Below are 16,693 nucleotides of genomic sequence, written 5' to 3' on the forward strand. Positions count from 1 at the left end.
CTATCCCAGCCAACCCGCCACGCTGGCGATCCACACCAGCACCCCGCCGGCAATCGCCGCGCCGAGGTACCCTAGCCAGCGGCGGCCCATACCCGGCCGGCGTTCCCACACCAGCTCGATCTCGGGCAGCGGCGGCGGTTCGGGCGCACCGCCCTTGGGCGGGAACTGATCCTCCAGCCGGCGCACCAGCGCGGGCAGGCGCAGCAGCGTGTGGAAGTCCTCGCGAATCCGGTCGGCCAGCGCCGCCTCCGGGCCAAGCTCGTCGCGGATCCAGCTCTTTACATAGGGCGCGGAAACGTCCCACATGTTGATCTGCGGGTGGAGCTGGGTGGCAATGCCCTCGACCATGACCATGGTCTTCTGCAGCAGCAGCAGGTGCGGCTGGGTCTGCATGTCGAAGTCGCGGGTGATGGCGAAGAGTCCGTCGAGCATCTGCCCGACCGAAAGCTCGCTCACCGGCTTGCCGCGCATCGGTTCGCCGACCGCACGCAAGGCCGTCGCGAACTCGTCGACCGAGTGGTAGCTCGGCACGTACTGCGCCTCGAAATGAATTTCGGCGACGCGGCGGTAATTGCCGGTGGTCAGCCCGTAGAGGATCTCCGCGAGCCACTGCCGGGCCCGCCGGTCGATCCGCCCCATGATGCCGAAGTCGATGGCGACGATGGTTCCGTCGGGACGCACGAACAGGTTCCCCTGGTGCATGTCGGCGTGGAAGAATCCGGCGCTGATCGCCTGTGTGAGGAAGGCGAGGACGAGGCGCCGGGCGAGCGACGGCAGGTCGTGCCCGGCGGCCTTGAGCGCCTCGACGTCGGAAATCTTGATCCCGTCGATCCACTCGATGGTCATTACCCGGCCGTTGGTCCGGTCCCAGTCGATCGAGGGGATGCAGTACCCCTCGAAGCCCTTCATGCCTTCGGCCAGTTCGGAAGCCGAGGCAGCCTCGCGGCGCAGGTCGAGCTCGCGATTGGTCCAGCGCTTGAAGTTGGCGATGGTCAGCGCCGGGCGCAGCCGGCGGGCCTCGCCGCCCAGTTCCTCGAGATGCGCCGCAGCCCATTCGTAGGTTGCGATGTCCTTCGCCAGCCGCTCGCGGATGCCCGGGCGGAGGACCTTGACCGCCACGTCCCGGCCTTCGGTCGTCGTCGCCCGGTGGACTTGCGCGATCGAGGCCGAGCCTACCGGGACCGGGTCGATATGGCTGAACAGGGTGGCGACAGGCGCGTCGAAACTGCGCGCGATCTCGGCCTCGATCGCCGCGAAGGGGACCGGCGGCAGGCTGTCCTGCAGGCTCAGGAGATTGCGCGCCGCGTCCTCGCCCACAAGGTCGGGCCGTGTGGCGAGCGACTGGCCCAGCTTGATCGCCGCGGGGCCGATCTTCTGGAACGCGGCGGCGTAGTCCGGTTCACCCGACTTGCCCGTCAGAGAAAGCCAGCGCGCCGCTTTGGCCATGCGCTTGACTGGCACGGGCGTGTTGGGATCGACTTCAATCCCAACGAGCGCACGATGGCGCGCGGCAGTAACGCCCCACCAGAAAAGGCGCCAGATATGGGTCGCCGGACGGGTCACCGTGTCAGATTTTCCACCCCGAGTGGATCGCCACCAGCCCGCCCAGGATCGGCTCGACCTTCGTGCGGGCGAACCCGGCCTCGCGGATCATCCGCTCGAATTCGGGCATCGGCGGGAAGCGGCGGATCGATTCGATCAGGTAACGGTAGCTGTCGGCATCGCCGGCGATGGCCTTGCCGAGCTGCGGCACAAGCTTGTGCGAATAGAAGTCGTAGACTTCCTTGAACCCCGGCCACTCGGTGGTCGAGAACTCGAGGCAGAAGAACCGCCCGCCGTATTTGAGCACGCGGTATGCCTCGGCCAGCGCCTTGTCGATGTGGGTCACGTTCCTGATGCCGAAGGCGATGGTGTAGGCATCGAACATGCGCGGGCCATAGGTCAGCGCCTCGGCGTTCTGGTTCGACCAGACCAGCCCGTCGATCCCGCGGTCCATCGCCCGCTCAACCCCGACGTCGAGCATCTCCTGGTTGATGTCGGCGACGGTGACTTCGGCCCCGCGCGCCGCCATGCGGAAGGCGATGTCGCCGGTGCCGCCGGCCATGTCGAGGATCGCCTCGCCCGGTTGCGGCTTTACCCGGCGCACGAACTGGTCCTTCCACAGCCGGTGCATCCCGCCCGACATGGCATCGTTCATCACGTCGTACCTGGCGGCAACGCCGGAGAACACCGCGCCCACGCGGCGGGTCTTCTCCTGCGGATCGACCTCTTCGTAGCCGAAGGAAACGGTTTCGCTCATGCGCTTTCCCCTAGCGGCGGCGTGCCGCCAGCGCCAGCACCGGCTTGCCGCCGCATCGCCATCACCGACAAGGCAATTCCGGCCAGGATCATCGCCATGCCCGCGAAATGGTAACTGTGGAGCTTCTCGCCGAGCAGGGCGGCTGAGAGCAGCGCGCCAAAGATCGGCATCAGCGTGATCGCCAGCCCTGCGCGGGCAGCACCGACCACCTGCGTCGCATGGTTGAACATGAAATAGGCGACGATGGAGGGCAGGACGCAGACATAGGCGAAGGCGGCAAGCACGCCCGGCCCCCAGACGATGCGGTCACCCGAAAGCCAGTCCCGGGCCGCAAACGGCGCCAGCACGACGGCGCCGACGATGAAAGTCGCGGCAACGAAGCTGATCGGCGAAATCTTCGGGCGCAGGCGCAGCAGCACGGTGTAGAGCGCCCAGACCACGACGCTGGCCAGCACCAGCAGGTCGCCCAAGCCAAAATGCAGCGTCAGCGCGCGCGCCGGGTCGCCCTCGAACACGATCGCGGCCACGCCCACGATCGAGGCCGCGACTCCGATATTCTGCACCAGCGGGCTGCGCACGGCGAAGAACAACCGGTCGAGCACCACCACCACCGCCGGAACCGCGGCCTGCAGCAGCAGGGCATTGGTGGCGGTCGTGTAGCGCAAGCCCGAATAGAGCAGCGAATTGAACGCAGCGACCCCGAGCAGGCCGAGCAGGAGCACCGGCATCCAGTTCTGCCTGATCGTCGGCCAGTCGCGCCGCAGCGAGCGCCAGGCGAGCGGCAGGACGATCAGCGATGCGCCCGCCCAGCGCACCCACGCCAGCGTCAGCGGCGGCACGTCGAGACGCACGGCGCGCCCGACGATCGAATTGCCCGCCCACAGGACCATGACAACACCGAGCAGGGCGAAAGCTCGGTACTGGCGGCCGGCATCTTGCATCGCGCGTGCCCCTAGCCGCGCCCGCTGCGCTTGGCGATGACAGAATCGTCAGGCCCGGCTAACGCACCCGCGCCATGCCCGAACTGCCCGAAGTCGAAACCACCGTGCGCGGCCTCGCCCGCTTCCTCGACGGCGAGCGGCTCGAGTCGGTGATCCTTAACCGCCCCGACATGCGCTTCCCCTTCCCGACCGGTTTCGTCCAGGCGTTGAGCGGCGCCAGGGTCACCGGCCTCTCGCGCCGCGCCAAGTATGGCCTCGTCCACACCGACCGCGAAAGCACCATGGTGTTCCACCTCGGAATGAGCGGGCGCTGGCGGATAGATCCCGAGACGCCCGACAGGCACGACCATCTCATCCTCGCCACCGCCGGGCACAGCTTCGCGCTGTGCGATCCGCGGCGCTTCGGTTTCGTCGATCTTGTCCCGACCTTGGCGCTGAAAGCCTGGCCTGCCTTCGCCGCGATGGGGCCCGAACCGCTCGGCCCCGACCTGACCCCGCGGCACCTCAAGGCGGCGCTTGCCGGACGCAAGGCTGCGATCAAGCTCATGCTGCTCGACCAGCGTGTGGTCGCCGGGCTCGGCAACATCTACGTCTGCGAGGCGCTGTGGCGCGCCGGGATCGACCCGCGCAAGGCCGCCGGGCGCGTTTCGCTGGCGGCGCTCGAACGACTCGTCCCGGCGATACGCGGCGTGCTCGACGAGGCGATCGAGGCCGGCGGATCGACCTTGCGCGACTATGCGCGCCCCGATGGCCAACTCGGCTACTTTTCGAAGCGATTCGACGTCTACGACCGAGAAGGCGAAACCTGCCGGCGCGCGGATGAGGGGACGATAAGCCGCCTCGTACAAGGCGGACGCTCGACCTGGTTTTGTCCCCGCTGCCAGCGATGATGCATATTTAGCAATCCAAAAATGCGTATCATAGTGGCGGTCATCGGCAACGGAGCTGAACAGGGCCTGGGATGAGTGAAGACGGTGACGGGCAAACCAGCCGACGCAGGAGAAGGAGCAAGGCGCAGGGGCAGGGAAATCCGCAACGCAAGAAACTGTCGCGGAGGATCGAAAACCTGCTTTGGTTTCTCGGGGCCATGGCCATCGTCGTGCCGATCCTGATAGGTATCCTGGGGGCAACGAACTGATCGCCGGTCGCGCCTGCGTCGCCGCAGGCCGCGAATGAGTTGACGATTCGTCGGAGCGCCGCTAAGGGCGCCGCTTTCCGGCGGTAGACCGCCGTTCAAAACACCTGGAAGATAGACATTCCGGCCGCACGGGGCGGCCCGAGACAAGGATAGACATGGCCAATACGCCGCAAGCCAAGAAGCGCATTCGTCGCAACGACCGCCGCGCCGAAATCAACGGAGCCCGCATCAGCCGCATCCGTTCGTTCGTGAAGAAGGTCGAGACCGCGATCGCCGGCGGCGACAAGACTGCTGCTGCCGCGGCGCTCAAGGACGCCCAGCCGGAACTGGCGCGCGGCGTCGCTCGCGGTGTGCTCCACAAGAACACCGCATCGCGCAAGATGAGCCGACTCAGCAAGCGAGTCGCGGGCATGTGAGTCGCGCCTTCGCATTTTTTGCGGAGGAACGAAATCGGAACGGGGCCGGTGCGAAAGCGCCGGCCTTTTTTTGCACCTGCGAAGTGCTCACCGGATGATGTAACAGAAATGTAGGAAAACCCGCGATTCGCGGGCTGGATTTTGCCAACTCGTTGATATTGTGCAATTTCTACGGAAGCCTGCGGGTTAGCGCACTGTCAAGATGCAAAAATTTTCTTTTTTTCCCCCTGCACCTCTTGCCCATCGGTCGATGTCGTTTTTAAGACAGGGCATCAGGTCGGACGAGTCTTCTGTCACGGCCATTACATCGAGACGACGATACGTGCGCGCCGGACCATTGGGGACGACTCCGGCGGGGGGCGCAGCTTTGCCGACGCACAGTATCGTCAGAGGGGGTTTTAAGACGATGCTCTTCGTAATGAGGTGGGTTCGATGATTCGAAGAAGCGCGCAAGCGGGTCGTATCGGGGTGTCAGGCGAAAAGAGGGTTGAGGGAAGCATGGAAGACCAGGAAGCGTTAGACCTGGCCGCCGATTGGGCGGACATCTCTCAGGGCTTGCGCAAAGACCTTGGTCACCAGCTGCACAGCCAGTGGATCAAGCCGATCCAGCTGGGCACGTTCTGCAAGGATTCGGGCACGCTGAACCTGTTCCTGCCGACCGAATTCTCAGCCAACTGGGTGCAGGACCGGTTCCATGACCGGCTCTCGCTCGCTTGGAAGATCGCCCGTAGCGAAGTGCGTCAGGTCAAGATCCAGGTCCACCCGGGCCGCCGCAAGCTGGCCGACATCGACCTGCGCGGCGACGACGGCTTCGGCCGCCGCGCGGCCAACGATGCCGTCCCCGGCATGGCCATGGCCTCGATCGGCGAGCACGGTTTCACCAGCTCGGTCGGGCTCGACCCATCGCTGACTTTCGCCGCCTTCGTCACCGGCACCACCAACGTGCTTGCGTTCAACGCCGCAGAGCGGATGTCGAAGGTCGAGCAGCCGCAGTTCAGCCCGCTCTACCTCAAGGCTGCCACCGGCCAGGGCAAGACGCACCTGCTGCACGCCATCGGCCACAGCTACCTGCAGGCGCACCCGCGGGCGCGCATCTTCTACTGCAGCGCCGAACGCTTCATGATCGAGTTCGTCCAGGCGCTGCGCCAGAACGAGATGATGGAGTTCAAGGCCCGCTTGCGCGCCTTCGACCTGCTGCTGGTGGACGACATCCAGTTCATCATCGGCAAGGCCGCCGCGCAGGAGGAACTGCTCTACACGATCGACGCGCTGCTCGCCGAAGGCAAGCGGCTGGTCTTCGCCGCCGATCGCGCGCCGCAGGCGCTCGACGGCGTGGAACCGCGCCTGCTGAGCCGCCTGTCGATGGGCCTCGTCGCCGACATCCAGCCGGCCGATATCGAGTTGCGTCGTTCGATCCTCGAATCGAAGCTCGCCCGTTTTGCACCGCTCTCGGTGCCGGGCGACGTGATCGAGTTCCTTGCACGGACCATCAACCGCAACGTGCGCGAGCTGGTCGGCGGGCTCAACAAGCTGATCGCCTATGCCCAGCTGACCGGGCAGGAAGTCTCGCTGCAGCTGGCCGAGGAACAGCTCACCGATATCCTGTCGGCCAACCGCAAGCGCATCACCATCGACGAGATCCAACGCACCGTCTGCCAGTTTTACCGGGTCGACCGCTCGGAGATGAGCAGCAAACGCCGCGCCCGCGCCGTGGTTCGCCCGCGTCAGGTGGCGATGTACCTCTCGAAAGTGCTGACCCCGCGCAGCTACCCGGAGATCGGGCGCAAGTTCGGCGGTCGCGACCACTCGACGGTGATCCACGCGGTGCGGCTGATCGAGGACCTGCGCAAGCGCGACGCCGACATGGACGGCGACGTGCGCAGCTTGCTGCGCCAGCTGGAAAGCTGAGGGTTAATTCCCACACAATCTGCACAGGGCCTGCCGGACATATCCGGCGGGTCCTGAACAGCCTTTTGCACAAGGCCCGGGCAGCCTAGGGAGGCGCAATGCTGCCGCCTGACCGCCTCGAACGCTTCGCCCGCCACATCGTCCTTCCCGAAGTCGGCGGAGCGGGTCAGGCCAAGCTGGCCTACAGCCATGTCGTGCTGGTCGGTCTCGGCGGGATCGGCAGCCCGGCTCTCCAGTATCTCGCCGGAGCGGGTATCGGAAAGCTGACCCTGATCGACGACGACCGGGTCGATGCCAGCAACCTTCAGCGCCAGACGCTCTTCACCGAAGCCGACATCGGGCATCTCAAGGCCGAGCGCGCCGAGGCCTGGCTCGAGGCCTTCGACCCAACCATCGCCGTGCAGGCGGTCGTCATCCGCGTCGAAGCGGCCAATGCAGTGGCGCTCATCGCCGGGGCTGACCTCGTGCTCGACGGGTGCGACAACTTCGCTACCCGGCTGGCCGTGTCGGACGCCTGCGTCGCCGCCGGAATCCCCCTGCTCAGCGCCGCGGTCGGTCGCTTCCAGGGCCAGGTCGGCGCCTTCGCCGGACACCTGCCGGACGAGGCCTGTTACCGCTGCTTCGTGGGCGACGCCTTCGATGCCGAGGACTGCGACACCTGCGCCGAGGACGGCATGCTCGGTGCAATGGCCGGGTGGACCGGGACGTTCGCTGCGCTGCAGGCGATCCGCGCCCTGCTCGCCCCCGTCGGCGCGATGGGCGATCCTCAGTGGAGCAAGCTGCACGTTCTCGACGGCCTCACGCCCGGCTTGCGCACGATGCGTATTGCCAGGGATCCCGAATGCCGAGGATGCGGGGCGATCAGCCCAGCCGGTTAGGCGTCGGGTCCCCGCGTTCGGCCACAAGTTCGCTGCGGGCCTTGACCATGCAGCGAAGATGAGCCGCGGCGACCTCCTCCCGCTCACCTACTCCCAGCGCGACAATTTGCTCGAGCAATTCACTGTCGCTCGTCACGACCGACGCCCGCGCAAGCTCCGCACCGTCGAGTCCGTAGCGCGCAGCAAGGTGGCGCATGGCGCGGGCTCGGAGGCGATATTCGAAGTCCATGAGCCGGGCGGATTCGAACTCCTCCTTCTTGCGCATGGCCTTGCCGAGATCCCAAACCATCCCGGAAATATGCTGCGACTGCCGCGAAGCTTCAAGCCGGAACCCAGGCCGGTCGGAGCCCGGTCCTGTTGCCATGAAATGTGAACTTTCTTGGAAACGGGCCTGGCCAAAGCAGGGCAACTGTGGATAGGGAATTGGCCTTGAAGTGAGGAACTGGGTCGTGGCGAAACGAGTACCGATGAGTGCCGAAGGGCGTAAGAAATACGCCCGGAAACAACGACAAATGCAAAAACTGGGCAAGGTCTTCGTTGTCGCACTCGGCGCGCTCGCAGCATCGCTGGCGGTGCTCGCAGTCAAACTGGGTTACTGATAGCATATCACTTTGCTGCGGTGAGGAGGTCCTCCACCCACTGCGGCACGAGCATGCTCGCCGGGCCGAGCCTTGTCTCGTCGAACCAGTGCGAACCCTGGCTGCGTTCGAGGTTGAGTTCGAGCGTCGCCGCCCCCGCCTCCTTCGCACCTTGCACGAATCCGGCCGCAGGATAGACCGCGCCGCTTGTGCCAATCGAGACGAACAGGTCGGCGCGCGAGAGCGCGGCGAAGATCTCGTCCATCCGGTAGGGCATCTCGCCGAACCACACGATGTCGGGCCTGAGCGCCGCCTGCCCGCATGAGGGGCATGGCGGGTTGTCGCGCAAGGTTCCGGTCCAGCTGTGACGCGCGTCACACACCGTGCACCACGCGCTCAGCCCTTCGCCGTGCATGTGAAGGACGCGCGCGGCTCCGGCCCGTTCATGCAGGTCGTCGATGTTCTGCGTGACGATCAACAGCTCGCCGTCCCATGCCCGGTCGAGCCGCGCCAGCGCGTCGTGCGCGGGGTTCGGCTGCGCTGCCAGGATACCCGAGCGCCGCTCGTCGTAGAAGCGCTGGACGAGATCGGGATCGCGGCGAAATCCCTGCGGCGTCGCCACTTCCTCGACCGGGTGGTCTTCCCATAGCCCGTCCTCGGCGCGGAAGGTGCGCAGTCCTGATTCGGCACTGATCCCGGCGCCGGTAAGGATGACGATGTTGCGGATATCGTTCATGTACCGCATGAAGCACGCCGGAAACGGGAAACACAATGGCACGCATCGGCATCATCGGCAGCGAAGGGCGCATGGGGCATGCGCTGGCTCGTGCCATTGCGGCAGCCGGACACTCCTGCGTCGGCGGGGTCGACAAGGGCGACGATCCGGCCGCGCTGGCCGACGCAAGCGACGTGCTTGTCGACTTCTCGGCCCCCGGCGCGCTGGCGGCCAACCTTCATGCGGCGATTGGGGCGGGGATACCCATTCTTGTCGGCACCACCGGGCTCGACGAGCGGCACCACGCCTCGCTCGATTCCGCCGCCGGGGCGATCGCCGTCCTGCAGACCGGCAACACTTCGCTCGGCGTGACCCTCCTTGCCCACCTCGTGCGCGAGGCGGCGAGCCGGCTCGGCCCCGAATGGGATATCGAGGTCCTCGAGATGCACCACCGTATGAAAGTCGACGCGCCGTCGGGAACCGCACTGCTGCTCGGCGCCGCCGCGGCGGAAGGGCGCGATATCGACCTCGCAAGCCATTCGGAACGCGGTCGCGACGGGCATACCGGCGTGCGCGTACAAGGTACCATCGGCTTCGCCTCGCTGCGCGGCGGCACGGTGGCCGGCGATCATTCGGTGATCCTCGCCGGGGAACAGGAGCGGCTGACGCTCTCGCACCATGCCGAGGACCGGATGATCTTCGCCCATGGCGCGGTGCGCGGGGCGACATGGCTGCTCGACCAACCGGCGGGACGCTACACCATGGGGCAAGTGCTCGGCCTCGATTGAGAGGCGAGTAGGAGGGGCAAGTGGCAGGGCTGCGCGGCTACCTTCATCACCAGCTGTTCGACGGAGTAGAGCCCGACGGGCGGCTCACCTGGATGAACCGCGTCCTCGTCGTTGTCATCATCGCCGCCGTCACCGCCGCGGTATTGGCGACCGAGCCGAGCATCGCAGGACCATGGCACTCCGTGCTGATCGCCGCCGAGGTCGCGTTCGGCGCGGTCTTCCTGCTCGAATACCTCGCGCGGATTCATGCTGCGGCCGAGCAGCCGGGGCCAAAGTCCGCCTTCGCCAAGCGCATGCGATTCATCCTGTCGCCGCTCGGGCTGATCGACCTGCTGGTGGTGGCCACCTCGCTGTTCCCGCTGTTCGTCGCCAATGCCGCGGTACTGCGGATCGTGCGGCTGCTGCGCGTGCTCGCGACGATCAAATTCGGCCGTTTCTCGAAAGCCTTGCGCGAGGTCTTTACGGCCATACGAGACCGGGCCGAGGAACTTCTCGTGACCGGCGCGCTGTCGCTGGTCGCATTCCTGCTCGGCGCAACCGCGCTGTACTTCGCCGAGCACGAGGCTCAGCCCGAGGCTTTCGGCTCGATCCTGCGCGCGCTGTACTGGTCGGTGATCACGCTGACGCAGGTCGGCTACGGCGACGTCGTGCCGGTGACCGCGCTCGGCAAGTTCTTCGCCAGTGTCATCGCGATCGCCGGGATCGCGCTCGTCGCCATGCCGATCGGCATCTTCGCCGCGGCCTTCTCCGAAGCGATGCAGCACCACCGCGACCTGCGCATCGAAGAACTGCGCCGCCAGCTCGAACAACTCGACACCGAGGACCAGCGCATCGCCGCAAAGCTTGCCGCGCTGGAACGGCTTAGTAAGCGGGACTGATGACCAAGGACCAGATTTTCGAATTCTTCCGCCGCCTTGCCGAAGACGATCCCGCACCCGAAACCGAACTCGAATACGGCAATGCCTTCCAACTCGTCGTTGCCGTGGCGCTGTCCGCACAGGCGACCGACGTCGGGGTCAACAAGGCCACGAGGAAGTTGTTTGCCGAGGTCACAACGCCCGCACAAATGATTGAACTGGGTGAGGAGGGACTGAAGGAGCACATCAAGACGATCGGCCTGTTCAACTCCAAGGCGAAGAACGTCATCGCCCTGTCGCAGATGCTTGTCGACGACTTCGGCGGCGAAGTGCCGGACAACCGCGAGGATCTCGTCAAGCTGCCCGGCGTGGGGCGCAAGACTGCCAACGTCGTGCTCAACTGCTGGTTCGGGCAGGAAACCTTCGCGGTCGACACGCACATCTTCCGCGTCGGCAACCGCACCGGCCTCGCTCCGGGCAAGACGCCCGAGCAGGTCGAGGCCAAGCTGGAGAAGCGGGTCCCCCAGCCTTTCCGCCTGCACGCCCACCACTGGCTGATCCTGCACGGCCGATATGTCTGCAAGGCTCGCACGCCCGAATGCTGGCGCTGCAAGGTCGTGGACCTGTGCGGTTTCAGGACGAAGGTGCTGGAAAAGCCTAAGGGGCGTTGAGAGGGCCCGTCGCACTGGCTCCCCCAAATGGTCGGGAGATTACCCAATTGTTGGTGCTGCAGAAGCGAACGCCTGTGCTACAAGCGGAGCCGGGGCAAAGGTAGGCGCGTGACGGCTCCGTCTTCCGGGTGAGGCCATCGCTCGCAGAGAGGAGAACGATCATGCACACGATTTCGAGGACCCTTCTCGCCGCCACTGCCGCGCTGCTAGCGGGAGCCTGCGTACAGGGCACCAACCAGGCAACCAACGGCCACGGGGACGTGCCCGAAGCGGTCGTCGTCGGCGAGCCGGTCGAGTGCATCCAGACCAACTTCATCCGCAACACACGGGTCCATGACGACTACACCATCGACTTCGAGATGACCGGCGGGAAGACCTACCGCAACACCCTGCCGAACCGCTGTCCGGGGCTCGGGTTCGACGAAGCCTTCGCCTACCGGACTACTGTCAGCCAGCTGTGCCGGATCGACATGATCACGGTGCTGCAACGGGGCAGCTCGATACGCGGTCCGGGCTGCGGGCTCGGCAAGTTCGTGCCGGTCGAGCTGGTCAAGGACTCCGCCGGTTAGGCCGCGACGACTGCCGGATTGTCGGCGCTCGTCGCGCTGATGACCTGCGCGCAGACAAGGTCGCCGATGACGTTTAGCGTCGTGCGGCACATGTCGAGGAAGCGGTCGACGCCGAGGATCAGGCCGATCCCGGCCGGATTGACGCCAACGCCCGACAGGATCAGCGCGATTACCGGCAGCGAGCCGGCGGGCACGCCCGCGGTACCGATCCCGGCGAGGATGCACACGAACATCACGAACACCTGGTCGCCGATCGTAAGGTCGACGCCGAAGAACTGGGCGAGGAACAGCACCGTCACGCCCTCGAACATCGCGGTGCCGTTCTGGTTGGCGGTCGCGCCGATGGTCAGGACGAAGCGGGCGATTCGTGGCGGCAGCTTCAGCTCGGATTCAGCGACGCGCAGCGCGGTAGGCAGCGTCGCGTTCGAGCTGGCCGTGCTGAAGGCCATGACGCTGGCCTCGCGGGTCTGGCGGAAGAAGGCCACGGGGCTCTTCTTCGCGACGAACTTGAGCAGCATCGGGAAGACCCCGAACATCTGGATAGCCAGCGCCAGCAGGACGACCGAAACGTAAGCGGCGAGCTTGACCAGCAGGTCCCAGCCGAATTGCGCCGAAAGATTGAACATGAAGCAGAAGATCGCGATCGGGGCGAGCTGGATGACCACTCCGATGAGCTTCATCGAGACTTCGAAAACGCCTTCGATGGCATCCTTGAGCGTGGCCGTCCGGTGTGTCTGGACGAGCAGCAGGCCGATCCCAAAGATCAGCGCGAAGACCATCACCGCGAGGATGTCGTTGTTGCCCATCGCCTCGATCACGTTCGAGGGGACGAGCCCGACCACCGCCTCGACACCGGTCTTGGCCTCGCCCGAGCGCTCGACGATGCCCGCGGCGTTCTCCGCGCCTTGCGCCAACAGGTCTTGCGCGGCGGCGCGGTCCACTCCACCGCCGGGCTTGAGCAGGTTGACCAGCGTGATCGACAGAGCGACCGCGATGCCCGATACGACGACGGTGTAGACCAGCGTGCGCAGGCCGATCTTTTTCAGCGCGCGAATCTCGCCCATCTCGGCGATGCCGACCACGAGTGCGGAAAACAGCAGCGGCAGCACGAGCATGAACAGCAGACGCAGGAAGACCTGTCCGATGGGCCCGGTGACATAGGTCACCACCGTGCCGAGCCACGCCGCGCCGGGCGCGAATGTGTAGGTCAGCAGACCGGCGGCGAGGCCGAGGACGAAACCCAGGAAAATGCGCCATTGCAGCTTGCCGTGGTCGATCCTTGCAGCTTCTTCGGCGATTTCGCTGGCATCGGTCATTCAGTATCTCCGGCAAGGGCTGCCAGCGCGATACGGCGATAGATGCGCGCCAGCGTTTCGAGGTCGGCAACGGCGACCGCCTCGTCGAGTTTGTGCATGGTGGCGTTGACCAGTCCGAATTCGATCACCGGCACGATGTCCTTGAGGAACCGCGCATCCGACGTGCCGCCGCTGGTCGAGGGTTGGGGCTCGATCCCGGTCTCGGCCTTCACCGCCGCGGCGACAAGGTCCTGGAAGCGGCCCGGCGGGGTCAGGAACGGTTCGCCCGAGATCACCGGCTTCGCAGTGCCGCCGTGCCGCTGGGCGATCGCGCTGACCATGTCGGCCAGCGCCTGCCCCGTGTGCAGGTCATTGAAGCGGATCGAGATGCGCGCCCTGGCCTTGCGCGGAATGACGTTGTGCGCGGCGTTGCCGACTTCGAGGTCGGTGATCTCGAGGTTCGAGGGCTGGAACCAGTCGGTGCCTTCGTCGAGCACCAGCGCATCGAGTTCGGACAGCATGGCAACCAGCTTGCTCACCGGGTTGTCGGCGAGGTGCGGGTAGGCGACGTGGCCCTGCACGCCCTCAACTTCCAGCCAGACGTTGATCGAGCCGCGGCGGCCGGGCTTCATCATGTCGCCGAGACGGTTGACGCTGGTCGGCTCCCCGACGAGGCAGAGGTCGGGAATCTCGCCGCGCTCACGGATCACGTCGATCAGGGCGCGCGTGCCGTGGATTCCCATGCCCTCCTCGTCGCCGGTGATGATCAGGCTGATCGTGCCGGCCTCGCGCGGGATCTCCCCCGCCGCCGCGACCATCGCCGCGACGGCGCCCTTCATGTCGACCGCGCCGCGCCCGTAAAGCAGGTCGCCGCGGATTTCGGGTTCGAAGGGGTCGCTCGTCCAGCCCTCGCCCGGCGGCACGACATCGACGTGCCCGGCGAAAGCGAAGTGACGCGAGCCCTCGGGACCGCGGCGCACCGCGAGGCAGTTCTCGACCGGACCGCCCTCGTCGGCATCGCCCCGGACGAAGCGATGGCATTCGAACCCCAAGGGGGCGAGCATCGCCTCGAGCGCGTCGAACACCGCGCCGGTGGCCGGGGTCACGCTCTCGCAGGCAATCAGCGCCCGGGCATGCGCGAGTGCATCGCTGGTCTTGTCCATCCCTGCGGAGTAGACGAGCGCCACACAGCTTTCCAGCCGGAGCGCCCAGTCATGCCCAAGCTCGATCTTGACGCCATCCCGCAAGCCAACACCACCGGCTACCCCTCGCCCTATGACAAGGACGTTGCCGGGCGCTTCGTGCGCCGCCTGCGCCCCGCCTCCGGGCTCACCGAGCTGGGCGCGGCGCATGTCGTGCTCAAGCCCGGGGCGTGGTCCTCGCAGCGCCACTGGCATGCGGCGGAGGATGAACTGGTGGTGATCCTTTCGGGCGAATGCGTGCTGGTCGAGGACGAAGGCGAGTCCGTCCTGCGCACCGGCGACATCGCCACCTGGGCCAAGGGCGTGAAGAACGGGCACTGCCTCCAGAACCGCTCAAATGCCGACTGCGTGATGCTCGCGCTCAGCGCGGGCGATACCTCGAAGGACTGGGGCGAATACCCCGACATCGACCTGATGTTTCGCAACCGCGACTACTACCACAAGGACGGCACCCCCTACCCTCCTAAGGGCTGAGTTCGCGTCAGGCGGTATCCTCGAACTTCTGGATCACCCATTCCTCGTCCTCGGCCTCTTCGACCCACTGCTGCATCCAGGCGTGCTCCCAGACCGCCTGCATGTAGGCCTGGGCAAAGCCGGGCACCTGCAGCCCGTACGTGATGAAGCGGCTGACGACGGGCGCGTAGAAAACGTCGGCCGCGCCGAAGGTGCCGAACAGGAACGGTCCCCCGCTGCCGAAGCGCGCTCGCGCCTCGGCCCATAGCTGCAGTATGCGCACGATGTCGTGGCGCGCCTCGTCGCTGATCATGTGGCCTTCGACATGGCGGCGGATGTTCATCGGGCACTCGCGGCGCAACGCGAGGTAGGAACTGTGCATTTCCGCGACGCAAGCCCGCGCCATTCCGCGCGCGGCGTCGTCCTTGGGCCAGAACCGGTCGCGCCCGACCTTGTCGCCGAGATATTCGAGGATTGCCAGGCTGTCCCAGACCACGACGTCGCCGTCCCACAGCACCGGGACCTTGCCGGCGCTCGGCTGGAACTCGTCGCCTTCGCGCTTCATCGCCTGCCAATCGTCGCCGTCGATGTGGACGGTCAGCTCTTCGAAATGGAGGCCGGACTGCTTCATCGCCAACCAGCCGCGCAGCGACCAGCTCGAATAGTTCTTGTTGCCGATGATGAGCTTCATGGACCGTGCCCCGTCGTTTAACCCTGACGCCCTAGGCATTCAGCATTGTCCTGTCGAGGCTGAACGGACCGCCGCACAGCAAGCTGCTTGGCTTGCGCCCCGGAGTTGGTATCTTGGCGCAAGGAAAAAGGGAGAGGTACGATCGTGAATAGGCTCCCGGCCATGCTTGCCGCCTTCGCACTGGCGCTACCCACAGCGGCGGCGGCGCACCACTCGTTTGCCGTGTTCTTCGACCCCGAGAAGAGCGTGACGGTCACTGGCGTGGTCACCGCCTTCCGCTTCACCAACCCGCACGGCACGATTGCGCTCGACGTGACCAATCCCGACGGAACTGTCGAGCACTGGCGCGGGGAGACCAATGCCCCGGTGATCCTCGTCCGCCGCGGCTGGACGCGCGACATCATCAAGCCGGGCGAGACCGTCACCCTCACCGGCTGGCCCTCGCGCGACGGCAAGCCCTACATGCGCGTTTCGGCGGTCACCGACGCCAACGGCAAGTCGATCGGAATCGCCCCGTTCGGACGGCAGGACCAGAGCTGATGCGGCTTGCCCTCGCGGCGCTTGCCGCCATCGCCATTACCGCCCCGGCGCTCGCCGAAGACGCCGGCCACCCCGACCTCTCGGGCTACTGGAATGCCCCGTTCCGCGGCTACCCGATGCCCGACGACCTGAAGGCCAAGCTGCCGCCCGATACGGTGGTGCTGGAAGATACCGGCGCGGCGGAATTCCCGCGCGGGGTCTACGGCGGGCTCAAGCTGACACAGAAGGCGCTCGATCGTGCCAGGGACTGGCAGCCGACCGACGACATGACCATCGCCCGCGTCTGCCAGCCGCAGTCGATCATGTACACGGTGCAGGGCCCCTTCCCCTTCCAGGTCATCGAGGCTCCCGGCCTGATCGTGTTCCGGTACGAGTACTACGACCAGTACCGGCTGATCTACACCGACGGCCGCGGCCACCTGCCGGCCGCCGCGCCGCACACCAAGATGGGCGATTCGATCGGCCACTGGGAGGGCGACGAACTGGTCATCGACACCACCCACCTCGCCCCCTCGACCATCACCAACAACGGTCTCGACCATTCGAGCGAGGCGCACATGGTCGAACGCTACCGCCTCGCCGACGACGGCAAGTCGCTCGAGGCGACGCAGTGGTTCGAGGACCCCGAAATGCTCGAAAACCACGGCGCCCGCTACATTAAGTGGACTCGCGGCAGCGACTACATCTACCCCTACGACTGCGACCCGACCTTCGCGCTCGAATACCAGGGCAAGGATGCGCCGGAGGCGGCTGG

20 protein-coding genes and 1 pseudogene are annotated in these 16,693 nt (G+C 66.1%); 13 read left to right on the plus strand and 8 right to left on the minus strand.

Going from position 1 to position 16,693, the window contains the following annotated elements; all coding sequences use genetic code 11:
- The 3 genes from ubiB to GRI89_RS05915 are packed head-to-tail and all read right to left on the minus strand — an operon-like array spanning position 1 to position 3,240.
- Positions 1 to 1,563, minus strand: coding sequence for a 2-polyprenylphenol 6-hydroxylase (gene ubiB, locus GRI89_RS05905; protein WP_328598111.1), 1,563 nt, complete (start codon positions 1,561 to 1,563; stop codon positions 1 to 3).
- 4 nt (positions 1,564 to 1,567) lie between these two features.
- The gene (locus GRI89_RS05910; protein ID WP_159793178.1) at positions 1,568 to 2,299 is read right to left on the minus strand and encodes a class I SAM-dependent methyltransferase; all 732 of its coding nucleotides are present in this window, start codon (positions 2,297 to 2,299) and stop codon (positions 1,568 to 1,570) included.
- Entirely contained in the window at positions 2,296 to 3,240 is a 945-nt protein-coding gene (locus GRI89_RS05915) for a DMT family transporter (protein WP_159793180.1), read from the minus strand. The genes GRI89_RS05910 and GRI89_RS05915 overlap by 4 nt, the downstream gene beginning before the upstream one ends.
- Before the next feature lie 74 nt (positions 3,241 to 3,314).
- Between GRI89_RS05915 and mutM the strand changes: the two genes are divergently transcribed.
- The 5 genes from mutM to GRI89_RS05940 all read left to right on the plus strand — a co-directional run bounded on the left by mutM (position 3,315) and on the right by GRI89_RS05940 (position 7,580).
- Complete coding sequence (mutM, locus tag GRI89_RS05920) at positions 3,315 to 4,130, plus strand: bifunctional DNA-formamidopyrimidine glycosylase/DNA-(apurinic or apyrimidinic site) lyase (RefSeq protein ID WP_159793182.1); 816 nt, start codon at positions 3,315 to 3,317, stop codon at positions 4,128 to 4,130.
- A 71-nt stretch (positions 4,131 to 4,201) separates the two neighbouring features.
- Positions 4,202 to 4,378: a hypothetical protein gene (locus GRI89_RS05925; RefSeq protein ID WP_159793184.1), complete on the plus strand. Its 177-nt coding sequence runs from the start codon at positions 4,202 to 4,204 to the stop codon at positions 4,376 to 4,378.
- 155 nt (positions 4,379 to 4,533) lie between these two features.
- A complete protein-coding gene (gene rpsT, locus GRI89_RS05930; protein WP_159793186.1) occupies positions 4,534 to 4,794 on the plus strand; it encodes a 30S ribosomal protein S20 in 261 nt (86 codons plus the stop codon).
- A gap of 498 nt (positions 4,795 to 5,292) precedes the next feature.
- Positions 5,293 to 6,702, plus strand: coding sequence for a chromosomal replication initiator protein DnaA (gene dnaA, locus GRI89_RS05935; protein ID WP_159793188.1), 1,410 nt, complete (start codon positions 5,293 to 5,295; stop codon positions 6,700 to 6,702).
- A 98-nt stretch (positions 6,703 to 6,800) separates the two neighbouring features.
- Positions 6,801 to 7,580, plus strand: a complete 780-nt coding sequence (locus GRI89_RS05940; protein ID WP_201290874.1) for a HesA/MoeB/ThiF family protein — start codon at positions 6,801 to 6,803, stop codon at positions 7,578 to 7,580.
- Here the strand turns inward: GRI89_RS05940 and GRI89_RS05945 are convergent.
- Complete coding sequence (locus tag GRI89_RS05945) at positions 7,564 to 7,869, minus strand: hypothetical protein (RefSeq protein ID WP_159793190.1); 306 nt, start codon at positions 7,867 to 7,869, stop codon at positions 7,564 to 7,566. The two genes, GRI89_RS05940 and GRI89_RS05945, sit on opposite strands and share 17 nt — an antisense overlap.
- 178 nt (positions 7,870 to 8,047) lie before the next feature.
- On the opposite strand from GRI89_RS05945, the gene GRI89_RS18160 reads away from it, so the two are divergent.
- Positions 8,048 to 8,179 (plus strand): hypothetical protein, encoded by a 132-nt coding sequence (locus GRI89_RS18160; RefSeq protein ID WP_268891738.1) that lies wholly within the window; start codon positions 8,048 to 8,050, stop codon positions 8,177 to 8,179.
- 7 nt (positions 8,180 to 8,186) lie between these two features.
- Here GRI89_RS18160 and GRI89_RS05950 read toward each other — a convergent pair whose 3' ends face one another.
- The gene (locus tag GRI89_RS05950; RefSeq protein WP_159793192.1) at positions 8,187 to 8,894 is read right to left on the minus strand and encodes an NAD-dependent deacylase; all 708 of its coding nucleotides are present in this window, start codon (positions 8,892 to 8,894) and stop codon (positions 8,187 to 8,189) included.
- 35 nt (positions 8,895 to 8,929) lie between these two features.
- Between GRI89_RS05950 and dapB the strand changes: the two genes are divergently transcribed.
- The 4 genes from dapB (at position 8,930) to GRI89_RS05970 (ending at position 11,758) form a co-directional block, all read left to right on the plus strand.
- Positions 8,930 to 9,661: a 4-hydroxy-tetrahydrodipicolinate reductase gene (dapB, locus tag GRI89_RS05955; RefSeq protein ID WP_159793194.1), complete on the plus strand. Its 732-nt coding sequence runs from the start codon at positions 8,930 to 8,932 to the stop codon at positions 9,659 to 9,661.
- Positions 9,662 to 9,681: 20 nt separating this feature from the next.
- Entirely contained in the window at positions 9,682 to 10,539 is an 858-nt protein-coding gene (locus tag GRI89_RS05960; protein WP_159793196.1) for an ion transporter, read from the plus strand.
- Complete coding sequence (nth, locus tag GRI89_RS05965) at positions 10,539 to 11,189, plus strand: endonuclease III (RefSeq protein ID WP_159793198.1); 651 nt, start codon at positions 10,539 to 10,541, stop codon at positions 11,187 to 11,189. Before GRI89_RS05960 ends, nth begins: the two co-directional genes overlap by 1 nt.
- 161 nt (positions 11,190 to 11,350) lie before the next feature.
- On the plus strand, positions 11,351 to 11,758 hold the full coding sequence (locus GRI89_RS05970) for a hypothetical protein (protein ID WP_159793200.1): 408 nt from the start codon (positions 11,351 to 11,353) through the stop codon (positions 11,756 to 11,758).
- On the opposite strand, the gene GRI89_RS05975 is transcribed toward GRI89_RS05970, so the two are convergent.
- Both GRI89_RS05975 and dapE read right to left on the minus strand, forming a co-directional pair.
- Positions 11,755 to 13,074: a dicarboxylate/amino acid:cation symporter gene (locus tag GRI89_RS05975; RefSeq protein WP_159793202.1), complete on the minus strand. Its 1,320-nt coding sequence runs from the start codon at positions 13,072 to 13,074 to the stop codon at positions 11,755 to 11,757. The genes GRI89_RS05970 and GRI89_RS05975 overlap by 4 nt on opposite strands.
- Positions 13,071 to 14,216, minus strand: coding sequence for a succinyl-diaminopimelate desuccinylase (dapE, locus tag GRI89_RS05980; RefSeq protein WP_159793224.1), 1,146 nt, complete (start codon positions 14,214 to 14,216; stop codon positions 13,071 to 13,073). The genes GRI89_RS05975 and dapE overlap by 4 nt, the downstream gene beginning before the upstream one ends.
- Positions 14,217 to 14,267: 51 nt before the next feature.
- Between dapE and GRI89_RS05985 the strand changes: the two genes are divergently transcribed.
- Positions 14,268 to 14,729 (plus strand): cupin domain-containing protein, encoded by a 462-nt coding sequence (locus GRI89_RS05985; protein WP_159793204.1) that lies wholly within the window; start codon positions 14,268 to 14,270, stop codon positions 14,727 to 14,729.
- Positions 14,730 to 14,736: 7 nt separating this feature from the next.
- Here the strand turns inward: GRI89_RS05985 and GRI89_RS05990 are convergent, their stop codons facing one another.
- A complete protein-coding gene (locus GRI89_RS05990; protein WP_159793206.1) occupies positions 14,737 to 15,399 on the minus strand; it encodes a glutathione S-transferase family protein in 663 nt (220 codons plus the stop codon).
- A gap of 144 nt (positions 15,400 to 15,543) precedes the next feature.
- On the opposite strand from GRI89_RS05990, the gene GRI89_RS05995 reads away from it, so the two are divergent.
- Together GRI89_RS05995 and GRI89_RS06000 are read left to right on the plus strand one after the other, a co-directional pair.
- Positions 15,544 to 15,939 (plus strand): DUF6152 family protein, encoded by a 396-nt coding sequence (locus tag GRI89_RS05995; protein ID WP_159793208.1) that lies wholly within the window; start codon positions 15,544 to 15,546, stop codon positions 15,937 to 15,939.
- Positions 15,939 to 16,693 (plus strand): annotated as a pseudogene (locus tag GRI89_RS06000) (hypothetical protein); the annotation flags it as partial. The gene GRI89_RS05995 and the pseudogene GRI89_RS06000, both read left to right, overlap by 1 nt.

Source organism: Croceibacterium salegens (assembly GCF_009827435.1).
Classification (GTDB): Bacteria; Pseudomonadota; Alphaproteobacteria; order Sphingomonadales; family Sphingomonadaceae; genus Croceibacterium_B; species Croceibacterium_B salegens.